Annotated in this window: 12 protein-coding genes and 3 pseudogenes; 7 read left to right on the top strand and 8 right to left on the bottom strand. The window is 64.1% G+C overall.

Features of this window, described 5'->3' with window-relative positions:
- Positions 1 to 31 precede the first annotated feature (31 nt).
- From MPSD_RS30290 to MPSD_RS18040, 5 genes are all read right to left on the bottom strand, one after another.
- On the bottom strand, positions 32 to 1,420 hold the full coding sequence (locus MPSD_RS30290) for a PE family protein (RefSeq protein WP_086085484.1): 1,389 nt from the start codon (positions 1,418 to 1,420) through the stop codon (positions 32 to 34).
- Between the two features lie 236 nt (positions 1,421 to 1,656).
- A complete protein-coding gene (locus MPSD_RS18060) occupies positions 1,657 to 1,941 on the bottom strand; it encodes a WXG100 family type VII secretion target (protein WP_015356416.1) in 285 nt (94 codons plus the stop codon).
- A 117-nt stretch (positions 1,942 to 2,058) separates the two neighbouring features.
- Positions 2,059 to 3,261 (bottom strand): ISAs1-like element IS2404/ISMul1 family transposase, encoded by a 1,203-nt coding sequence (locus tag MPSD_RS18055; protein WP_420811939.1) that lies wholly within the window; start codon positions 3,259 to 3,261, stop codon positions 2,059 to 2,061.
- 173 nt (positions 3,262 to 3,434) lie between these two features.
- Positions 3,435 to 3,737 (bottom strand): WXG100 family type VII secretion target, encoded by a 303-nt coding sequence (locus MPSD_RS18045; RefSeq protein WP_015356413.1) that lies wholly within the window; start codon positions 3,735 to 3,737, stop codon positions 3,435 to 3,437.
- Positions 3,738 to 3,844: 107 nt separating this feature from the next.
- The gene (locus tag MPSD_RS18040) at positions 3,845 to 4,903 is read right to left on the bottom strand and encodes a PPE family protein (RefSeq protein WP_086085826.1); all 1,059 of its coding nucleotides are present in this window, start codon (positions 4,901 to 4,903) and stop codon (positions 3,845 to 3,847) included.
- A gap of 2,249 nt (positions 4,904 to 7,152) precedes the next feature.
- Here MPSD_RS18040 and MPSD_RS18025 point away from each other — a divergent pair.
- From MPSD_RS18025 to MPSD_RS30575, 5 genes and pseudogenes are all read left to right on the top strand, one after another.
- Entirely contained in the window at positions 7,153 to 7,860 is a 708-nt protein-coding gene (locus MPSD_RS18025) for a VOC family protein (RefSeq protein ID WP_020786844.1), read from the top strand.
- A gap of 133 nt (positions 7,861 to 7,993) precedes the next feature.
- On the top strand, positions 7,994 to 8,752 hold the full coding sequence (locus MPSD_RS18020) for a glycine betaine ABC transporter substrate-binding protein (RefSeq protein ID WP_015356409.1): 759 nt from the start codon (positions 7,994 to 7,996) through the stop codon (positions 8,750 to 8,752).
- 407 nt (positions 8,753 to 9,159) lie between these two features.
- A complete protein-coding gene (locus MPSD_RS18015) occupies positions 9,160 to 9,894 on the top strand; it encodes a hypothetical protein (protein WP_020786845.1) in 735 nt (244 codons plus the stop codon).
- Between the two features lie 310 nt (positions 9,895 to 10,204).
- Complete coding sequence (locus MPSD_RS18010; protein WP_020786846.1) at positions 10,205 to 10,813, top strand: sensor domain-containing protein; 609 nt, start codon at positions 10,205 to 10,207, stop codon at positions 10,811 to 10,813.
- Between the two features lie 315 nt (positions 10,814 to 11,128).
- A pseudogene (locus MPSD_RS30575) lies at positions 11,129 to 11,395 on the top strand (hypothetical protein); the annotation flags it as partial.
- Positions 11,396 to 11,536: 141 nt separating this feature from the next.
- On the opposite strand, the gene MPSD_RS18000 reads toward MPSD_RS30575, so the two are convergent.
- From MPSD_RS18000 to MPSD_RS17985, 3 genes and pseudogenes are all read right to left on the bottom strand, one after another.
- Positions 11,537 to 12,226, bottom strand: a complete 690-nt coding sequence (locus MPSD_RS18000; protein ID WP_015356406.1) for a hypothetical protein — start codon at positions 12,224 to 12,226, stop codon at positions 11,537 to 11,539.
- Positions 12,227 to 12,477: 251 nt separating this feature from the next.
- Positions 12,478 to 13,326, bottom strand: a pseudogene (locus tag MPSD_RS17995) (hypothetical protein).
- Positions 13,327 to 13,827: 501 nt separating this feature from the next.
- The gene (locus MPSD_RS17985; RefSeq protein WP_119571740.1) at positions 13,828 to 16,566 is read right to left on the bottom strand and encodes a PE family protein; all 2,739 of its coding nucleotides are present in this window, start codon (positions 16,564 to 16,566) and stop codon (positions 13,828 to 13,830) included.
- Positions 16,567 to 16,882: 316 nt separating this feature from the next.
- Between MPSD_RS17985 and MPSD_RS29555 the strand changes: the two are divergent.
- Positions 16,883 to 17,308: pseudogene (locus MPSD_RS29555) on the top strand (transposase family protein); the annotation flags it as partial.
- Positions 17,309 to 18,006: 698 nt separating this feature from the next.
- On the top strand, positions 18,007 to 19,572 hold the full coding sequence (locus MPSD_RS17970; protein WP_012395194.1) for a phospholipase C: 1,566 nt from the start codon (positions 18,007 to 18,009) through the stop codon (positions 19,570 to 19,572).
- The last annotated feature ends 34 nt before the right edge of the window (positions 19,573 to 19,606 follow it).

Raw genomic sequence — 19,606 nt, 5'->3', positions numbered from 1 at the left:
CCGGCACCACTATCACCGCCAGATCCGACATTCACATAACCTCCGGTGCCGCCGTCCCCGTCGATACCGCTACGAAACCGCCGTCTTCACCGGCACCGCCAGCACCGGCAAATGCCCAGCCGTCTGGGCCGTCGTCACCACCGGTAGAGCCGCCCGAACCGCCGGTGTCTCCGGCACCGCCAGCACCGATGGTCGCGAAGCCGCCCGAACCACCGTTGCCGCCGTCGAAGCTTTCGGTGCCATCGGCACCGTCGGAACCAGTGACCAACCCACCGGTACCGCCGTGGCCGCCAGAACCATTGAAGTCGCCGTTGCCGGCGGTGCCGAACCAGCCGCCGTTGCCGCCGTTGCCGCCGTCGCCGCCGTTGTCGCCGCGGGCGATGCCGGTGGTTCCGCCGTCGCCGCCGTTGCCACCGTTGCCGCCGCTACCGAACCAGCCGCTGGTGCCGCCGTCGCCGCCGTTGCCGCCGTTGCCGAACCAGCCGCTGGTGCCGCCGTCGCCGCCGTCGCCGCCGTTTCCGAACAGTCCTCGGGCGTTGCCGCCGTTGCCGCCGTGTCCGAAGAGGCCGGTGTCGCCGGCGCCGCCGCCGTCGCCGCCGTTGCCGTAGAGCCGGCCACCGTGGCCGCCATTGCCACCTATGTCGAATAGGCGATAGTCGTTGGCGCTGCCGGCGCTGCCGCCGTGTCCGAACAGTCCTCGCGCGTCTCCGCCGTTGCCGCCGAGTACACCGGTACCGCCGTTGCCACCATTACCGGCTAGCCATCCGCCGGTACCGCCGGCGGCCCCGTTGCCGGATAGTCCGCCGTTGCCGCCGGCGCCTCCGTTGCCGATGAGCCATCCACCACGGCCGCCGGCACCACCGTGTCCGGACCAGCCGCCGTTGCCGCCGTTGCCGAATAGTCCGGCGGCGCCGCCGGCGCCCCCGACGGCGCCGGCGCCGTGTTGTTCGATTGCTCCGGCGGCGCCGTTGCCGCCGTTGCCGATTAGCCAGCCGCCGGCTTGGCCGGCGGTTCCGGCTTCGGTGGCGTCTGCGCCGTTGCCGATCATCATCCGACCGAACAGTAATTCCGAGGGCGCGTTGACCAGGTTGAGGATGAATTGTACTAGTTTGGAGAACTCTCCCGAGATCCATTGCGAGACATTGGTGTATTCCGCGTCTTCGTAGGTGTAGCCGGCTGCGCGTAGGGTATGCACGAATTGGTCGTGGAACTGTTCTGCTCGAGCGCTGAGGGCTTGGAATTGCCGGGCGTAGTCACCGAATACCGCTGCGAGTTGGGCTGATACCTCATCAGCGGCGGCGGGTGCGAGCACGGTGGTGGATGGGGCGGCTGCGTTGTTGGCTGCACTGATGGTGGAGCCGATACCGGCTAGATCGCCAGCAGCGAGGATTACCTCTTGTGGGACAACGTCTACGGGCACAACAACACTCCCCAAACTATGAACTCGGTATTTGATGGGTTACTCGTCGAAGGTGGGCTCGCGGCGTTGTGGGTTCGCGTCTGAGCCGGGTACTGCCTTGGGTTTCTTGGGTTTTGACTACTAGTTACTGCATCTGTGACTGGGCCGGGTGGCGGGTGGGGGCACGCACCGACGGGTGTGGTGTGGGCGCCGGGTGGGTGGCGGTTCACACCCTGCGGTGGTGCGGTTCCGGGGGGTTAGGCCCAGCTGGATCCGATTGATGTGTCGGTGGTGGCCATGTTGTTTCCCGCGGCTTGGACTTTGGCGCCGTGGGTGTTGGCTTGTTCGTAGATCATTTGGAAGTTGCGGCCGAGTTGGGTGATGAATTCTTGGCAGGCTGTTGATCCGGCGCCGCCCCAGAAGTCGCCGGCGCGTAGGACATCGCTGACGATCACTTGGTGGCGGGCTTCAAGTGCTGCGGCTTGGGCTCGGATGACTGCGCCGTGAGCGTCGACTTGGCCGAACTGGTAACTAATTGTCATGGAAACCCTTTTCCCTAATTACTGAACACAATCGTGGTGGGTGTATGAAGCCCTGCGGGGAAACAGTGATGAATAAACCCCGGGTTCACCCCCCGGGCAGGGCTCCGGCGTTGTTGATTAGCAGGCTTGTGAGCTGGGGGATTGTGGATTGAGGAGGTCTAGGCGGCGGTTGGCGGTCAAAGCGGTGATCCGGCAGGCTTCGGCGATGTTGTCGGCGCCGTTGAGGCGGTGCAGATTGATCGCGGTGTTGCGTAGCGTTGCTAGGACCTGTGCGCCGTTTCCGGTATGTGCCCTTTGACGGTCTTCGTCGAAGGTGACGTCGCGTATCCAGTGCAGGCTGTTCTCGATTCCCCAGTGTTGACGCATCCAGGTCATGATCGCGGTAGGGCGGGCGTGCTCGAACGGCAGGCTGCAGATGGCATAGACCACCTCCACGCTGCGCTGGTCGGTGGCGGTGATCAAGCGTTCACGAGTGATCCGGATGATTTGTTTTGCGTAGGGGAAGCCGATTCCTCGTGCAGCGGTGATGATTTGCAGGGTGCGGGTCTCGACACGGCCGTGGCCGCGGGAGTCGTCGGTAGCGGCTGTGGGCACCTCGGCCCAGGGCAGCGCGGTGATACGCGCAAATATTTTGGCTTGGTTGGACTTGACGATCATCAGGTAGTGCGACTTCAAGGTGGCGCAGATCAACTTCGCGGTGACGACCTGGGTATGCATCGCATCCACGGTGACCAGCCACCGCAAGCTACCCGGCAGCAGCGTGAGCAGGGCACGTACGCAGGGAATTTCATTGCTTTTCTCGGCGACAGCGAGTTGACCGAGCACCAATCGGGCACGGTGGGCGAACACCGACACGAGATGCGTGGCTGTCGCTTTGGCGCGTAAAGCACCACGCAGCATCTTGCCGTCCAACGCGATCGGCACCAATCCACTGGGGTCGCTGCTGGCCACGTGTGCAGTGAAGTAACTGCCCATCCTGGCGTTGAGGTCGGCGGGGTCTAGCCGAGACAAAACAGCGCGGAAGGTCTTCTCACTGGGCCGCCGGAACCGGACCCCTAATTGGGCCAACACATCATCGGGAACGGTGGCCGCCCATGTGGCAAAACCAGCATAGCCGCGCATCCCCGCGGCAGTGGCCAGAACCGCGATCGCCAACAAAGCCATCAGCGAATACCTCCGACCGCGTGGGTCCCTCGGGTCTGGCACCGAGGCCAACACATCGAGAAACTCCGATCCGATGAGCTCGCTGCGCTCACCAGGACTCCAGCAGTCGAACACCTCTGGAACCGACGACACACGCAATACTGAAACGGTAGGCACGGGCAACTCCAGACCAACGACGAACAGTAACCAACTCGATCGTTCTCCAGATAGCCCGTGCCTACACTCCGGCCCCAATAGCGCGGCACCAAAGATCATCAACCCAGCTCACAAGCCTGCTAATCAACAACGCCGGAGCCCTGACCCCCCGGGGCCCGGCGGTTGCGCGGTATTTATGTGTCGCTGCCCAGGATCTTCTGCGAGGTTTGTTCTTGTTGTTCGTAGTGGTTCGCGTCACGGACCAGGCCGTCACGGACTCCGTGGAGCATGTTCACGATGTTGCGGAACCCGGTATTCATCTGCGCCATGCTGTCCATCGAGGTCGTCGATGCCAGACCACTCCACCCGGCACCGGCAATGTTTTGGGTGGATGCCCACATCTTGCGGGCTTCGTCTTCGACTACTTGTGCGTGGTTTGCGAACCGGCCTGCCATGTCCCGCATTGCGTGCGGGTCAGTCATAAAACGCTCAACCATTACCTAACTCCATTAATAATAGACACCATAATTTCCCGGATCTATCCGATTCTTTGATTGTCTAATTCGGCGATCACCTACCCACACACAACAAACCCAGCTTTTCTCTAGACGATGCGGGGGATGATGCTGGGTCGTGATGAGGTCACCGCAACCCCGCCACCACTACCGCCGCTGCTGCTGCCAGCGGCTGCGGCACCGGCAGCGCCCATCGGCATGCCCATCGGCATCGGTGCCCCCAGGCGACCGGCTGGCGCACCAACAGCACTAACACCGCTCGACGTTGATGGCGTCGCAGCCATGACTGCGTTACTGGCCCCGCTGGTGGTCGGTGATACCCCCCAAGTTGGTGGCACCGACAACGCCCGCACGGAATGAGCTTGGCCCATGGCTGCAGATACCGCCCCCGCCTGGCTACCGGCAACACCGGCACCGGCAGTGGCCAGTGGGCCGGCGCCATCAGCAGCTGCTGACATGGCTGGCCCGAGCGCTGACATGCTCGCTGACAGTGCTACAGGGGCTAAACCCATGGCTAGTGGCATGGCGGACTTGGCCAGTTGTGATACCAGGCCTGACATCAGCCCACCACCAGCGGGTTGTTTGGGTGTGGCTGTTGGGATTGGTTCGGGCAGTGTGACATCGCCGGGTGGGGGTGTTTTCTCTTCCGATTTCAACGCGGTGATCAGCGATCGGGCTCCGCTGTCGTAGGCGGTCATTGCTGCGACGTCTTGAGCCCACATCTGTTCATAGGCGGCTTCGGTGGCTGCGATCGTGGGGCTGTTTTGTCCTAGCAGGTTGGTGGCGACCAGGGTGGCGAGCAGGCTCCGGTTGGCGGTGACTACTGCGGGGTGCACCGTGGTCGCCAGTGCGGTTTCGAAAACGTTGGCTGCGCTGATGGCGTGTGTTGCTGCGGTGTGGGCGTGCCCGGCGGCGTCGGTCAACCACGCAATATAGGGAGCTGCGGCTGTGGTCATGGCTACCGACGCGGGTCCTTGCCATGGGCCGCCGGCTAAATCTGTCGTTACTGACCCGAATGAGGTCGCTGCGGTGCTCAGTTCTGCAGCTAGCCCTTCCCAGGCTGCACCAGCGGCCAGCATCGGGGCCACTCCCGCGCCGGTATGCATCCGCGTCGAGTTCACCTCCGGCGGCAACAACCCATACAACACTCAACGCCTCCTAGAAACCTGAGAAACACTGACAGACAAACGATCTTCGGCGTATTCGCAGCCAACACGCTGGTTTTTCGACCGCGGCGACCGACCTGGAGGGAAGCTACCGATCCGGTATCGGCCTGTCAATCGTGATTCGGTGAAAACCCTCGGCGCTCATAGCTGATTCATGCCTACCCGCCCGCAGCCCCTGCACCACAAGTAATCCCAATCACACACCAACCCACCTGGGAACACACACCCACGACTAGCCGCCGCCAACGCAACCTGTGACCGCGCGGCGACGACGGCCGGCAGCGAATTCAAGCACCAGGCCCGGGGTATTGCGCTGTGTGGGTGTGGCGGTCGCAGACCGCGTTACCACGCCCTAGGCTCGTGGCATGTCGGCTACCGAAAAATGCTGTTGAACAGTGGATTCGCGTGAAGTGTGGCTGGTCGACATCACTACCGACCTAGACGTACCCGTCACGCTTGCGTACGCCACCGCGCCGGGCGGGCGGCTCGCGGCGCGGTTCCGGGGCTTCGCTGTCTCGGCATCACAGCGTTTATCGCGCGCTAACCGAACTGGCCGAAGCCGAGTTGACGCACGCTGACGACGCAGATCGTCTGCGCGCTATCGAGTTGCTCGTCGACTATCCGAGCCTGCAGGCGTGCGCAGCGTTCGAATTAACAACTCCGACAGTATCTTCGGGCGGTACCCCCATATGTCGGTACCAGCGCCCCGTCATCGCCATCTGAGCACCTAAGCCAGCTGGCGGCCAAACTCGCCCAACATCGCTATAGCGCCTACCTCAACGAGGTTCACACGTCGAGCGACGGCGTAGCCTCCGTGCACACTCACGTGCCAGGCCTGGAGCATTTCTACATGATCACCGACGGGGGCTCGGCCGTCGTACCGGGCCGCTGTGGCGTCAGGGCTTCGAATCAGCAGCCCCAACCCTAACGTTGGTGTCGTACAATATCGGTGTCAGCACTGCTCACCGTTCGGGCTTTGGTGTGTATAGGCCAGCGAAGCCGGCTCCTCGGCAGGTGCGGCCGCTGGAAGCCGTGCATCTAGTCCGGCTCGACGGCCAGCGACGTCTGGCTCGGACTTCGTCGCGGCCCCAATATTTCGGCTTCTCAACATTGGCGAACAGCGCATACCGGTGCTTGATCTCAGTGCGGACCTTGCGGAGCGCATCATCGAGGAGAGATGCAAGAGCCTCGAAGAGGGTGTCCCGTACCGCTTCGGTTTCGAGGATCGGATGTATGGCCGCCTTCTTGGTTACCTCGCCAACGCCAGAGTGCCGGGTCGCCGACCATAGACTGCAACACCCTTATTGCAGAGCGAAGGTAGTCCACGAGCTCTCCGTACGTCTGAGGATTTCCACGCCGCTCGACGATCACACTGCCCTGCAGTTCTCCCGACACGGTGACACAGTCTCCGCGCACGTCGATGGCGGCAACTCCTGCCTGCGCAGCGCGCTTGCGGACCGCGCACCTGCCAGCTCTGCTCTTGCAACTACGTGTTGGGCGAATTCGCGCCGCCCCCGTTGCGCATGCGCTGTGCCAATGGTGTAACCCGAAGTGGCACAGGGGCCGCCGATCTGGGAACCGCGTTTGTCGGATGTCAAGGTTCGGGCCTGCTGAGGCCACAATCGCTTTGGCCGCCTCGACCTGATGGAAAGCGGTTCGGTTCATCTCCTTGTATTCGGCGGTGGACAGCGATTGGTGGGTCTAGGCCGCCTTGTTCTTCAAGTCGGGCAGGTAACTCAGGTGTCTTGCGGATCCCTTGTCCGCCGTTTCCAGCAAGTGACCGCTCGCGCGGTGGTGAGGCGGTGAGCGGCTCGGCCGTCATCGGCTGTTGTGTCGGCGTCGATGACTTGCGTCGCGTCGCGAGCTTCGACGAGCCCGGGACAGATGTGCGCTCACCGCGTCACACGGGAATAACCACCACCGGCTCAGGACAACCTCATATGGCTGCCGTCGCCACATAGCGGATCGGCATCTGTCCGGATGAGGGTGCGGCGCGCGACACGCTCGATCGGCTTGTTCCGGCGCGGACACCAGAAGGTTGGATCAGCGGCGGCATCGCTCTCGTCGAACGCGTACGAGCGGCGCAAGTCTGTCGTTGACGTCTGCAGCTAGACGGGCCCGCAGGTGGCCGGTGCTTCGATAGGCTGCCCCTCATGGGAGCGCGGACCGGGTACGCGGACGGGACGTTCAGCTGGGTCGACCTTGCCACGACCGAGCCGGAGGCGGCCACAATGTTCTATGGCCAGCTCTTTGGCTGGACGCCGGAGGAGCGGCGCACGGCAGACGGGCGCGCGTACACGGTGTTGTGCCGAGACCGCCAGGAGGTCGCCGGGCTCTATGCCCTGCCTGTGGCCGACCCCGCCGGTGATCAGACGCGCTGGAACTCGCACATCTCGGTCGCCGACGTCGACGCAGCGGCCGCCCGCGCCCGTGCATTGGGAGGTGTCATCCTCGCCGGGCCACTGGATCTCGGAGACCGAGGAAAGATGGTGGTCGTGCGCGATCCGCACGGGTCCGTCATCCACCTCTGTCAGCCCGGTCGATCCTTCGGCGCGACTTGCGTGAACGAGCCTGGATGCCTGACCTGGAATGAGCTGGCCACCCCGGATGTCGATGCCGCGATCGCCTTTTACTCGCAGCTATTCGGTTGGCGCATCGATTTTCTCGACGGCATGCCCGTGCCCTACTGGGTGATTCGTGTGGCAGGGCGCGACAACGGCGGGATGCGCGCTCTGACAGCGGCGGACGCCGGTGTGCCGTCGCGTTGGCTGCCCTACTTCGTGGTGACCGACATCGCGGAGACTGGCGCTGCCGCGGTCGCCGCCGGCGGCGCGGTTCTCGCGGAGCCGACCGAACAGCCGAAGGGCGTCTTCAGCTTGCTGCAAGACCCGCAGGGGGCGAGCTTCCTGGTCTTCGAAAGCGACAAGCTTGACCCGTAAAGCGTGGAGCCGGATGTGATCCCGGCCAAGAATTTGGTGTTCGGCTCCGGTCCCGAGTGTCCAACCGAACCGCTTTGTCTGCCGCTGCTGCGCGCGCGATACGGGCTGACCTTCAAGGAATTTCGCGTCACCGATGCGGGCGGGGCCGCGCACCGTCGACGCGCTCGAAGCCGGAGAGATTCAGGTCGGCGTGCTCTTCACCACCGATCCACGTCTGCTGGCCGGCGACTTCGTTCTGCTCGAGGATGACCGCCATGCCCAGCCAGCCGAGAGTGTCACGCCGATCCTGCGCGACGAGTTGCGGGCGGCGCACGGCGAGCACCTCGCCGCAAGCATCGACGCCCTGAGCGCGGAACTCACAACCGAGCGCCTCGCCGAGCTCAATCGCCGCGTCCTTCTCGGGGCTTCTGCCGCGGCGGTGGCGGCGGAATTCCTCACCAAGCGGCGTCACGGCCTGACTCCGCGCACACCGCGCAGAAACCAACCGGCCATTGTCGTCGGCTCGGCCAACTTCGCCGAGAGCGTCACCGTGGCCGAGCTTTACGCCCATGCGCTGGCGGGCGCCGGCTTCCTGGTCGAGCGGCACCTCGGGATCGGCAACCGCGACACGTACTTTCCGCTGCTTCGCGACGGCACGGTCGGCCTGGTCCCCGAGTACGTGGGCAGCCTCCTCGCGTACCTGGACGGTAGCCGGGGCTCGATCTCGGATCCGCCCCAAGCCCATGCCGTGCTCGCCCAGGCGCTACAGGGAACGGGGCTGGTCGCTCTGCAGCCGGCGCCGGCCCAGAACAAGAACGGCATCGTCGTGACCGCCGCGACCGCGGCGCACTACGGCCTGACGAAGATCAGTGATCTCGGCCGGGCGATCGGCGAACCGGACGGGAACGGCTGACCGTCTCGGCTGCCGCCGGTTCGCAGCTGACGGATTGCGCCGCACTGCAGCCAGTCTCGACTGGCGTGGGAGGTCCCCGATCGTCGGTCCCACTGATTCACCGGGGACACGCGATCAGCACTGGACAACTTGGCTGATCGACCCGAACGGGTTCAGGGACCCAATTTCGCATTCTCGTCCGGTAAGAAGTCAAGGTGGAGTCCTGGTCTATGAGGTGCCGATCAAGAAAGGCCCATTGCACGTCGGGCTTTCCCGGTGCACCCAGTTACACCGACACTGGCGAGAGCCTGACGACCACAACCTGAAGAGACACGCCTACGACATTCTGCGAGAGGGATCGGATCACTCTCGAATTTCTTGAAACGAAGCACGTGCGATCTTGTACCGGGCGCTTTACGGTAGATGACGTGGTTGCCGTGGGTGGTTTGGAGGTTGTCGATGATCTCGGCCCGGCGCGGTGGTTGACCGAAAGCGTGCGCAGCTTTGCTGAGAACGTCGGGTCGGTAGTCCCGGACACCTTCGCCGCCTACGCTCGGGTGTTCCACCCCGCCGACAACCACGGTGACGCCGTGAGCTGGGCTCAGATCGCCCGAGCTAACCGAAAAATCGTCCATCCGCAGATGCAGTTCACCCGATTGATCGGCTACCGGTCTCGATATGCCTCGGGGTACTCCGATAGCCAACCCGGTCTCTTCGACGAAGCACCAGCGGTAGGAGCGCTGACTCCCGGCACCGCCGCCTCGCTCACCCGCGTTCTGTCGCACCACACCACCAGCGCTGACCACTGCTGGTTTGCGGTGTGGGCCGGCCGCGGCGAACTCCACCAGGCCTTTCATGACAGACCGACCTTCGCGCTTCCCAACCGCGACTACCATCTTGCTCACGGCCCCCTCGCCGCACTCACCCAGTCTTTGAGCACCGACAGCGGCTACTCGTGGCACCTCTCCGCCAACCTGTGCTGGCCAGGTGACCACACCTGGTGCCTAGCCACCGAAATCGACTTTGACAGCACCTACCTCGGCGCTTCGCAAGCCTGCATTGAAGATCTGGTGGCGGACTCGGAACTGGAAGCCATGCGGCTCGATGTCACCGCGGGCGTCACCGCCGACAGTGACACCCTCAACGAGGCACCGCCGGAGTAGCTACCAGAAGCCGCGACCCTTCTATGGGGCGCTGCCAAGTGTGCAACCGGTGAGACGGTGGCTGCCGATGCCGCCAATCCGGGGCTATCGTCGTTCTGCGCGCCAGCGGAACTGCCCGCATGTTGTGCCATGCGACCCCATGGACTCGCCAGCGTTCCGGCGCGCGAGCCGCCAGTCGCTTCGGGCTGTGAAGATCAGTTTGACCTGGGATAGGAGCTCTGCGATCTTCAATCCGATGAATTCGCAATTCCTTTGGCGACGGCGATCTGCGGGTGGGTGCCTGTCCGCGATTCGTTCGGTGGTGTCTGCGGTGGGCAACTCGGCGGTCATCGGCTGTTGTGTCGCCGCGATGTCCGCATGTGTCAACACAAGTGCCGAAGCCGCGCCGGGCGTGACTACCGACTCCTTGATCGTCGGCATCGATGACGTGCGCCGTATCGCTAGCTTCGATGGCCTCACGTCAGAGCAGGGATCAGACGTGCGCTCACCGCGCCACACAGACTCGGACGCTCCGGGGCCATGCCGGGCGGTCTTCGACCAGAACGTTGCGTTCGGCAGCGGCTGGGCACAGTTTCGGTCGGTGACATACAACGGAACAATCAACACCGGGCCGGGGCAACCTCATATGGCTGCCGTTGTCACACAGGGGATCGGCATCTATCCGGATGATGGTGCGGCGCGCGACGCGTTCGATCGACTTGTTCCGGCGCTGACAGCATGTTCCGATATGCAGGCTAAACACTACGATTTCACAATCGCTCAGCCGAATCCCTCGACCGTGGCTCTCAAGTCGGATCTATGGAATGTGATGTATCGCCTGCAATCTTCGGTACTGATTGATGTGGCGGTGTTGGGTCTTCCGCAGTCTGAGCAGACAGCGAATGCTGTAGTTGATGCGATCACCGATCGCATGAAGTAGTTGCTCAGGTCCGTTCTGGGCGGCAGCTCGCCAGCGGCGACAGCGAGCAATTCGGCTTCTGGTTGAGCGAGATTCCAGCGAATAGGACCTTGGGATCGTCTCAATGCGTAGCGGTGTTGAAGAACTCGACTGTCTTGGGGTGGGCACCCGCGGTGAGCGGATTGCGCCCACTCGTTCTCGACGTCAGGCCCACCGCCTGGCGCGCTCTAATACATGATTCTTGGCCCGGACGGCGTCAAGGCGAACCCAGGGAATTGGTAGACAGCGACATAGTTGACGAATGCAGACCGCTTTTTGGGTGATAAACGTGACCAACTGCAATTCGACACTAATCGACTATCGGCGCAGCTAGATGTCAGTCCGATACAGCTAGGACTTCGGACGAATGATGGTCTGAGTATCGACATTGCCGACGATGGCTCATATCACTTCACTGTCTACGGGCGAGGACAACTCGGCTTCGACAGGTCGGGCAGCCTCGACGATTCTCCATTGGTACTGCGAAAACGTTGTCACACGTCAAGCGGCCAAACGAGTGGGGATCGCGCAGAACGCTTCAAATGCGAGTACCAGATATCAAGTCGATGCTGGTGATCTCGGTCGGTGCAATTAGGGCCCTCCGGTTGTCGCTCGGTGAAGTGGGCAACATTCCGAAGCAAGCTGTTTAGAACGCAACACACTCTGAAGAGTCACGCCTACCACATTCTGCGAGAAGGTTGGACGCTAGGCAGTGGTGATCAGGCGCGCATCTAGTTGAGTGAGAAGCGGATTGATGAGGTCAACCACGACCCAGTGTCTGGTCTCGTCTACACCGACTATCACGCCTAGGTTGTAGATCGCGTTGTCAATATCAACGGTGACCGGAGAGCCGAGTACCCACTGTTCGATGGGCTTGTTTGCATCATCTGCGGCCAGGACCACCCGGGCGATACCAGTCGGAAGGTTCTTCAATTCTGGCGTTTCGACTGGGTCGAGCACGCGGCCGGTCACGATGTCTCCGTCGACATTGCTCCACGTTGCAGACGCCCTGCTTAGCCTGGCTGGTACCAACTCCTGAACCGTTGCGCCCGTAGCTGTTTGGTTATTGATCTCGGCGTCCACGGGAAGTGCCCAGTCTTGTCGGCCAGAGCCGAACACTGCCAGCGGAGACGTCGGGATTGTCCAGGGCTCGTTGGTGACTGCTGGTTGCTCCGTGCCGGGAGCGGCGTAAGTGATCTCGCCGACCTGGATTCGGCTAGGTGGTTGGCTTGCGTCCTGGGCCCGCATTACCGACACCGGTGCATGTGTAGCGCCTCGAGAACATTGCGCGGCGGTGATGAAGCCGGGCAGTCGCTGATCAGCACGGTTCGGGTCGGGGTAGTCGATGAGAAAGCCGGCCTTGCACACCATGGTCGCGGTTCCCTCGCCAACCATGATCGGAGATCCTGGTTGCAGCCGAGCCGCGGGGGCGGACGTCAAAATCGGCGCGTTGATCACCGGCGGGGCTGGGGCGAATGAGTCGGTGGCTTTGGCGCTCGGTGATGTTGTGCCCGAAGCCTTGTCGGTCGCTGCCGGGCCGCACCCGATGGCAGTGCTGAAAACTGCGGCCGCCGCTAGGACCACTGATACCGCTGTATATGCCCTTCCTGGCCGCCGAGTGATTCGCGGCATTCGCATCGGGGCAGTCACCGGGTCGGAGTTGGGGTTGGCGGCGGCGTCGGGCTCGGAGTCGGACTCGTTGATCCGTTTGGCCACTCTATGTGGCTGTCTACGATTTTCGCTCCGCACTCCGTCACCTCCCGAATCAGGTCTCTTTGGTCATCCAAGAGTTTGTCTTTCTTCGCCTGCAGTTCCTGCCCGCGTCGGATGTAGTCTGCTGCCTTCCTGCGCTCCTCAGGATCGTTCAGATTGAAGTCCCGCTTTTCGCGGTTGTATGCATTGATTTCATCGGTAAGTTGCGCGTCTCTCTGGTTCCACTCGTCTACCTTCTGCATGAGCTCTGCAACGTCTTCGGGGTCGCATCTTGCCGGCGGGGGAGGCGGAGGCGTGGTCGTAGTTGTCGGGTTATCCGCCGGGAAGACGTTGCCGATACCAGCCATCGCGGTAGTCACTTTGCCGGCGAGTTGCCCATCAAGGCTGATCAGTAGCCCTGCGCGCTGGCGGATGTCAGCGGCGAGTGCTTGGGCTTGGGCTTGACGAGTTGCTCGCTCGACGAGGGAGCCGCCCGTTGAGTAGTCGGTGACCGATAAGTCTTCGCCAACAACGAATCCGGCGTCACGGGCATCTTCAACCGCGTACCGAACCCGCGACCGGGCCGCGTACAAATCGGAGGCACCGACGCGAGCGATGCGGGCCGCCTCGTGCAACTGGTCGACCAAGCCGCTGACTTTGGTGTGATCGGCGTGGGTTCGGGTGTGCAGCGCGTCAGCTCCGATGCCCTTCCAGTCGACTGACAGACTGTCTCGCCAGATCTGGTTGAACACCTCTTACCAACGATAGCCGGCTGCCGTCCAGGAAGCGGCAGCTTCGGTCAGATGCTCCGTCGGTCAGGCCATCAGGTTCGACAAGGTAGGTAGTGATCCGATTGCGGCCGCCATTCGTCAGCAGTCTCTTGCCCGGTCCGCTACTGCGGCGATTTGCGCCGCTGACTTGGCCTCATTCGCGCGATAGCCGGTGTTGGCCTGTGCCACTTTGGTTGCACTTGCCTGCACCCGCCCCGTCAGCGCAGCGGCGATCGTGATGGCAGCATGCGCTGCGTTCACCGCCGCTGCAGAGGACTGACATGGCAACCCGGCCGATCGTGGTGGGTCGACGCCGAGTGCGGCGGACTGGGTATGCCATCGGCGGGCGGTTAACCGAATGTCCTCGGTCGCAGCTCGCAGGATGTCCATGTCAGGAGTGTAGGACGCAAGGGCATTTCGCGTATGCGGCCACGATCGCCGCAGGATCGCGCAGGCGCACCCGACGGTCGTGATGTGCACGCCGCGTCGAGGCCGCGGCACCGTCGCCTCCCGCCAGCGTGCCCCGCAAAACGCCTACCCGGCAGCGCCGATCGCGTTCGCGAACTGTTGGGGCGCATAGGTCAGCAGTCCCGGCACGATGCCACCGATGGGCGTGCCCATGATTGGCACGTCATAGGAGAACCCGGCAATCACCACCGTCGCGGTGTAGTCGTGGGGGGGAACCAGAATCCCGTTGACAGGGAAATTGATGACCGCCGAATCCACGATTGGTACCGACAACGGCACGGTCATCGTGCCTTGCCCGTTGAGAAAGCCGTTGGCAACGACGGCGGGAGCATCGACGAGTGCGCCGATCGCCGCCGGCCAGTCACCGGCCTGCACGGCGTTGGTCAGCGCTGTCACGCTGGTGCCGACCGCGTTCGCGGTGGTCACCGCCGAACCCGCCGCATCTAGGGTCAGCGCCACTGGCAGCCCGAAGGTGCCGGTAATCGCGGGCGGAACATAACTCGTGAACTCCACCGAAACGGTTGTGTCCGTGGGTGTCCGGATCACGTTGGCGACGTTGAATGCGGTGTCGCCTGGAATACGCAGGATTGGCAGCAGGTCTCCCACTGGGCCGAGCAGCTTGATGTTGGACAGATCGCTGGTGTCGACACCGGTGGCGACGAGCTTGGACAGGCCCTCCGCCATGTCGCTGGCCGCGCCGCTGAAATCGCCTGCCAACACGGCTTGGAAGGCCGTTTGGAAGGTCGGCGGTAGGCCGGCCAGCCCGAGGGTGAAGTCCCTGGTGGCATTGCCGAGCGCCGCGAAGATCAGCTGGCCATAGCCGAATTGGTTGCTGACTATCTGGCCCAGGAACGGCGCCGGGTTGGCGGCCCAGGTAGCGCCGAGGCTTTGCAGGTTGGTGATCGTATTGGTGAACAGGTCTTGGTAGGCGCCGCCGACAGCGGCAGTGCTGCTGGCCAGGCCGCCGGGAAGCAGAGCAGACACGGCGGCTGCGCCCGGCTGGCCACCGGGTGTGCCGCCCATGCCGCCGGCCCCACCGGCGCCGCCGGCCCCACCGCTACCGCCAAAGTTGAGCAGGCCGGTGGCGTTGCCACCGTTGCCGCCGTCCGCGCCGATCGTCGCGCCGCCGACGCCGCCGACGCCGCCGGTGCCACCAAGAGCGATGAGGCTACTGGCGTCGCCGCCGCTTCCACCGACCCCGGCGGCTCCACCCGTTCCGCCATTGGCGGTGGTGGTGCCGCCGGTGCCGCCGGTACCGCCGGTACCGCCGGTACCGCCGGTGCCGCCGGCACCGAACAGGCCGGCGGCGGTACCGCCGCTCCCACCGTCTCCACTGGCAGCCCCCTGGTTGCCGCCCCCGCCGTCGCCGCCGGCGCCGCCCGTCCCACCGGCACCGATGAAGCCGTTGTAGCCGCCGCTACCGCCAGCACCGCCGGCACCACTGGCGCCGGAGCCGGTAGCTGTCCCGCCGGCTCCGCCGGCTCCGCCGGTGCCACCGCTTCCGATGAAGCTGCTGCCTCCGGTGCCGCCGGTGCCGCCGGTGCCGCCGGAACCGCCGGTGCCGCTGAAGGTCGTTCCTCCGCCGGCGCCACCGTCCCCGCCGGCGCCGCCCTTGCCGAACAGCAGGCCGTCGGTGCCGCCGTTACCGCCGTTGCCGCCATGGCCTCCGTAGGACAGGCTGCTGCCGGTTCCGCCGGCGCCACCGGCACCGCCGGCACCGCCGTTACCGAAGAGGCTGGCGTTACCGCCCACGCCTCCATTGCCGCCGTTACCCGCGTTGTAAAGGACCGAGCTGTAATCCGACCCGAGGCCGCCGGCCCCGCCCGCACCGCCGTCGCCGTAGAGCAGCCCGCCGTTGCCGCCGTTGCCGCCATCACCTCCGGCGTAGCCGCTATCCGCATCCGGGGTCGTGCCGGCCCCGCCGACCCCGCCGGAGCCCCACAGCCCGACGCTGCCGCCGTCCCCACCGGCGTGGGAGCCGCCGCCGAGAATGGTCCCGCCGCCGGCCCCGCCAGCACCGCCGGTGCCGATGAAGGTGTTTCCGCCGTTACCACCGATGCCGGCTACCCCGGCGCCGCCCGCACCGCCGTTGCCGAACACGGCATTCCCGCCGTTGCCGCCGCCACCAAGTCCGCTTCCGCCGGTACCACCGTTGCCGAACAGCAGCGCGTTGCCGCCAACCCCGGCGGCGCCGTAACTCGTTGTCCCACTGCCGCCGGCCCCGCCTGTACCGCCGTTGCCGTACAGCACCCCTCCGTTGCCGCCGGCCCCTCCGCCGCCGACAAGGTAATCGCCGCCGTTCCCGCCGGCGCCGCCATTGCCAATCAGCCCGGCGTTTCCGCCTTTTCCGCCCGCTAGCCCGCCATCGGTTTGGCTGTATCCGTTGCCGCCGTTGCCGTAGAGCAGCCCGCCGTCCCCGCCGTTCGGGTTCGTCGCTGTTCCATCGATGCCGTTGCCGATCAGCGGGCGCCCTAGCAGCGCCTGGGCGGGCGCGTTCACCGCACCCAGCAGCGCCTGCCCGGCATTGGTGGCTTCGGCGGCGGCATACGAGCCGACCCCTGTGGTGAGGGCTTCAACAAAGTCGGCATGGAATGCCGTCGCTTGTGCGCTGAAGGCCTGATAGGCCTGACCGTGTTCGCCGAACACCGCCGCGATGGCCGCCGACACCTCATCGGCGGCCGCGGCCAGCACCGCCGTTGTCGGAAGGGCCGCCGCCGCATTGGCCACGCCGATGGCCGAACCGATATTCGCCAAATCCGACGCTGCCGCCTCCAGCATCTCCGGCGCCACAATCACATACGACATCTAATGCCACCCGGCCCTTCACCATTGAATTGTCCGCAGCACCAGAATCTAGCGTGACCGCCACGCCTTTTCGGCGTTACGGGCAATACTGTGTTGCCCGCGCCCGATCTTTGGTGGTCTCGGGCTTTGGTGGTCTCGGGAACTCCTTGTCACCGGCGGGTTCGGGCGATGGCCAGGGCTCCGGCGTTGTTGATTAGCAGGCTTGTGAGCTGGGTTGATGATCTTTGGTGCCGCGCTATTGGGGCCGGAGTGTAGGCACGGGCTATCTGGAGAACGATCGAGTTGGTTACTGTTCGTCGTTGGTCTGGAGTTGCCCGTGCCTACCGTTTCAGTATTGCGTGTGTCGCCGGTTCCAGAGGTGTTCGACCGCTGGAGTCCTGGTGAGCGCAGCGAGCTCATCGGATCGGAGTTTCTCGATGTGTTGGCCTCGGTGCCAGACCCGAGGGACCCACGCGGTCGGAGGTATTCGCTGATGGCTTTGTTGGCGATCGCGGTTCTGGCCACTGCCGCGGGGATGCGCGGCTATGCTGGTTTTGCCACATGGGCGGCCACCGCTCCCGATGATGTGTTGGCCCAATTAGGGGTCCGGTTCCGGCGGCCCAGTGAGAAGACCTTCCGCGCTGTTTTGTCTCGGCTAGACCCCGCCGACCTCAACGCCAGGATGGGCAGTTACTTCACTGCACACGTGGCCAGCAGCGACCCCAGTGGATTGGTGCCGATCGCGTTGGACGGCAAGATGCTTTCGGCTAACATTATTGTAACATTCGGCCGGGGCGCATGTCAATGGTCATCTGGAAGTCCCAGTTTTTTGCCAGGGAAAGTCCCGCTCCTGCTGTGGACGCCATGGGGCGACATCCAACGGCGACAGATGCGCGATAACGCGGGTGCTCGGCCGACCGCTGGCCCGCGGCGCCGCCATGTTCACGCTGATGGGGTGTTCGGCGCGCGCGTCACCACAGAGAATGCGGCCGATTTCGCCGCGGGTCGGGTCCGCCCCCGTCAAGGATGCCCCAGGCCGGGCGTGCCTTGATTCTGGTGCCGAAGTTGCAGTGTCCCAAGACAGTCCGGCTGCGAAGGGATGGGCGCTCGAGGGCATCGCGACGAATGCCCGTGCCGAGTCGGTGACACCCGAGGCGCGGTGAGCGCAAGCCGAATCCGCACGCGCCAAAGATCCGGTTCGGCACCGCGACAAATCACCGTCACGACGCCTCCACGCCCACATCGGCAAGTCCGCGGGCACACTGCCGGTCACACGCGCAGGGCGACGCAGATAGCCGGCGTCAATATTTGCCGGCAACTCCCAAAAGGCACCCCGAATGGGGAAACGATGTACCGCGGCTGGCGAACGACGTCAAAATCCGGACACGACACACCGGATGACCTTTGTGGCCAATCACCACCGCAAATATACCGTGAACCGCAGCGTCCAGCAGGAAAGGTATGTTGGTGAGCAAACACCCTGTCGATGGCATGTCGCGGCGAGAGTTCATGGCCAAACTCGCCGCCGCTAGCAGCGCCGGCGCAATGATGTCCTTGGCGGGTCCAGTGATCGAAAAGGCCTACGGCGCCGGTCCGTGCTCTGGGCATTTGACCGACATTGAGCACTTTGTGTTCATGCTCCAGGAGAATCGGTCTTTCGACCACTACTTCGGCTCGCTGTCGGGCATCAACGGATTCGACACGCCCTCATCAGCATTCCAGCAAAAGGGCTGGAATCCTCAGACCCAATCAATTGACCCCGCCGGCGTGACAATTCCCTACCGGTTCGATACCACCAGGGGCCCGCTGCTCAACGGCGCATGTGTCAACGACCCCGGCCACCAATGGATCGACATGCACCGGGCGTTCAACAACGGTGCCAACGACAATTGGCTGGGCGCGCAGGCCCAAGCCCAGACGCTGCAAGGCAACGTCCCGGTGACAATGGGTTACTACACCCGCCAAGACCAACCGATCCACTACCTGCTCGCCGATACCTTCACCATCTGCGATGGCTACCACTGTTCCCTGATCGGTGGAACCTCGCCCAACCGGCTGTACTGGATGAGCGCCTGGATCGATCCCAACGGCGAACAGGGCGGCCCGCTGCTGGTGGACCCCAACATCCAGCCGCAGGGCCGTTTCAGTTGGCGCACCATGCCCGACAACCTCAGCGATGCCGGAATCAGTTGGAAGGTGTACCAAAACAAGTTGCTGGGCGCGCTCAACAACACCGTCATCGGCTACGACGGCATGCTCAACGACTTCGTTCAGGCCCGGGATCCCCGCTCGAACATGGCCCGCTACGGCATCGCCCCGACCTATCCTTTGGACTTCGTCGCCGACGTCGCATCCAACCGGCTGCCCCAGGTTTCGTGGGTGTTGCCCGGGTTCCAGGTGTCCGAGCATCCCGGAGTGCCGGTGGCGCCTGCCGTCGGCGGCACCGCGATCGTCAATATCCTGCGCATCTTGCTGTCCAATCCCGCGGTGTGGGAAAAGACGGCGCTGATCGTCAGTTTCGACGAAAACGGCGGCTTCTTTGACCACGTCACACCGACAACTGCGCCGGAGGGCACGCCCGGAGAGTGGATTACCGTGCCCGACATCAACGCGGTCACCGGGTCCGGTGGCATCCGCGGGCCGATCGGCCTGGGCTATCGCGTGCCCTGCTTCGTGATCTCTCCCTACAGCCGTGGCCCGCTGATGGTGCATGACATCTTCGACCACACCTCGCAGCTGCGGTTGCTCGAGCAACGGTTCGGTGTGCCGGTTCCCAACCTGACCACCTGGCGACGGGGGGTGACCGGCGACATGACCTCGACATTCAACTTCGCCGTCCCGCCCAACGCATCACCACCGAATCTCGATCACCCCGCGTTGAAAGCCGTTCCGCAACAGGTGCAATGCGTTCCTGACACCGTGACGGTGTTTACCAAGACGGTGCCCCCATATCGGGTGCCGTTCCCTCAGGTGATGCCCAGTCAGGAGACCTCACCCACCCGCGGGATCCCCAGCGGTCCCTGCTGATTTCCGACACCGCGCAAAACTGTCCGCTTGCGGG

The sequence above is a fragment of the Mycobacterium pseudoshottsii JCM 15466 genome (assembly GCF_003584745.1).
GTDB lineage: Bacteria > Actinomycetota > Actinomycetes > Mycobacteriales > Mycobacteriaceae > Mycobacterium > Mycobacterium marinum.
Note: the sequence above shows the minus strand (reverse complement) of the source record. Positions and strands in the feature narration are given on the sequence as shown.

What these genes read in the sequence shown, in the direction of transcription:
- MPSD_RS18060 (WP_015356416.1), bottom strand. Translation starts at nt 1,941, where the DNA reads ATGACAATTAGTTACCAGTTCGGCCAAGTCGACGCTCACGGCGCAGTC.
- MPSD_RS18045 (WP_015356413.1), bottom strand. Translation starts at nt 3,737, where the DNA reads ATGGTTGAGCGTTTTATGACTGACCCGCACGCAATGCGGGACATGGCA.
- MPSD_RS18025 (WP_020786844.1), top strand. Translation starts at nt 7,153, where the DNA reads ATGTTCTATGGCCAGCTCTTTGGCTGGACGCCGGAGGAGCGGCGCACG.
- MPSD_RS18020 (WP_015356409.1), top strand. Translation starts at nt 7,994, where the DNA reads ATGCGGGCGGGGCCGCGCACCGTCGACGCGCTCGAAGCCGGAGAGATT.
- MPSD_RS18000 (WP_015356406.1), bottom strand. Translation starts at nt 12,226, where the DNA reads ATGGTTGGCGAGGGAACCGCGACCATGGTGTGCAAGGCCGGCTTTCTC.
- MPSD_RS17985 (WP_119571740.1), bottom strand. Translation starts at nt 16,566, where the DNA reads ATGTCGTATGTGATTGTGGCGCCGGAGATGCTGGAGGCGGCAGCGTCG.
- MPSD_RS17970 (WP_012395194.1), top strand. Translation starts at nt 18,007, where the DNA reads ATGTTGGTGAGCAAACACCCTGTCGATGGCATGTCGCGGCGAGAGTTC.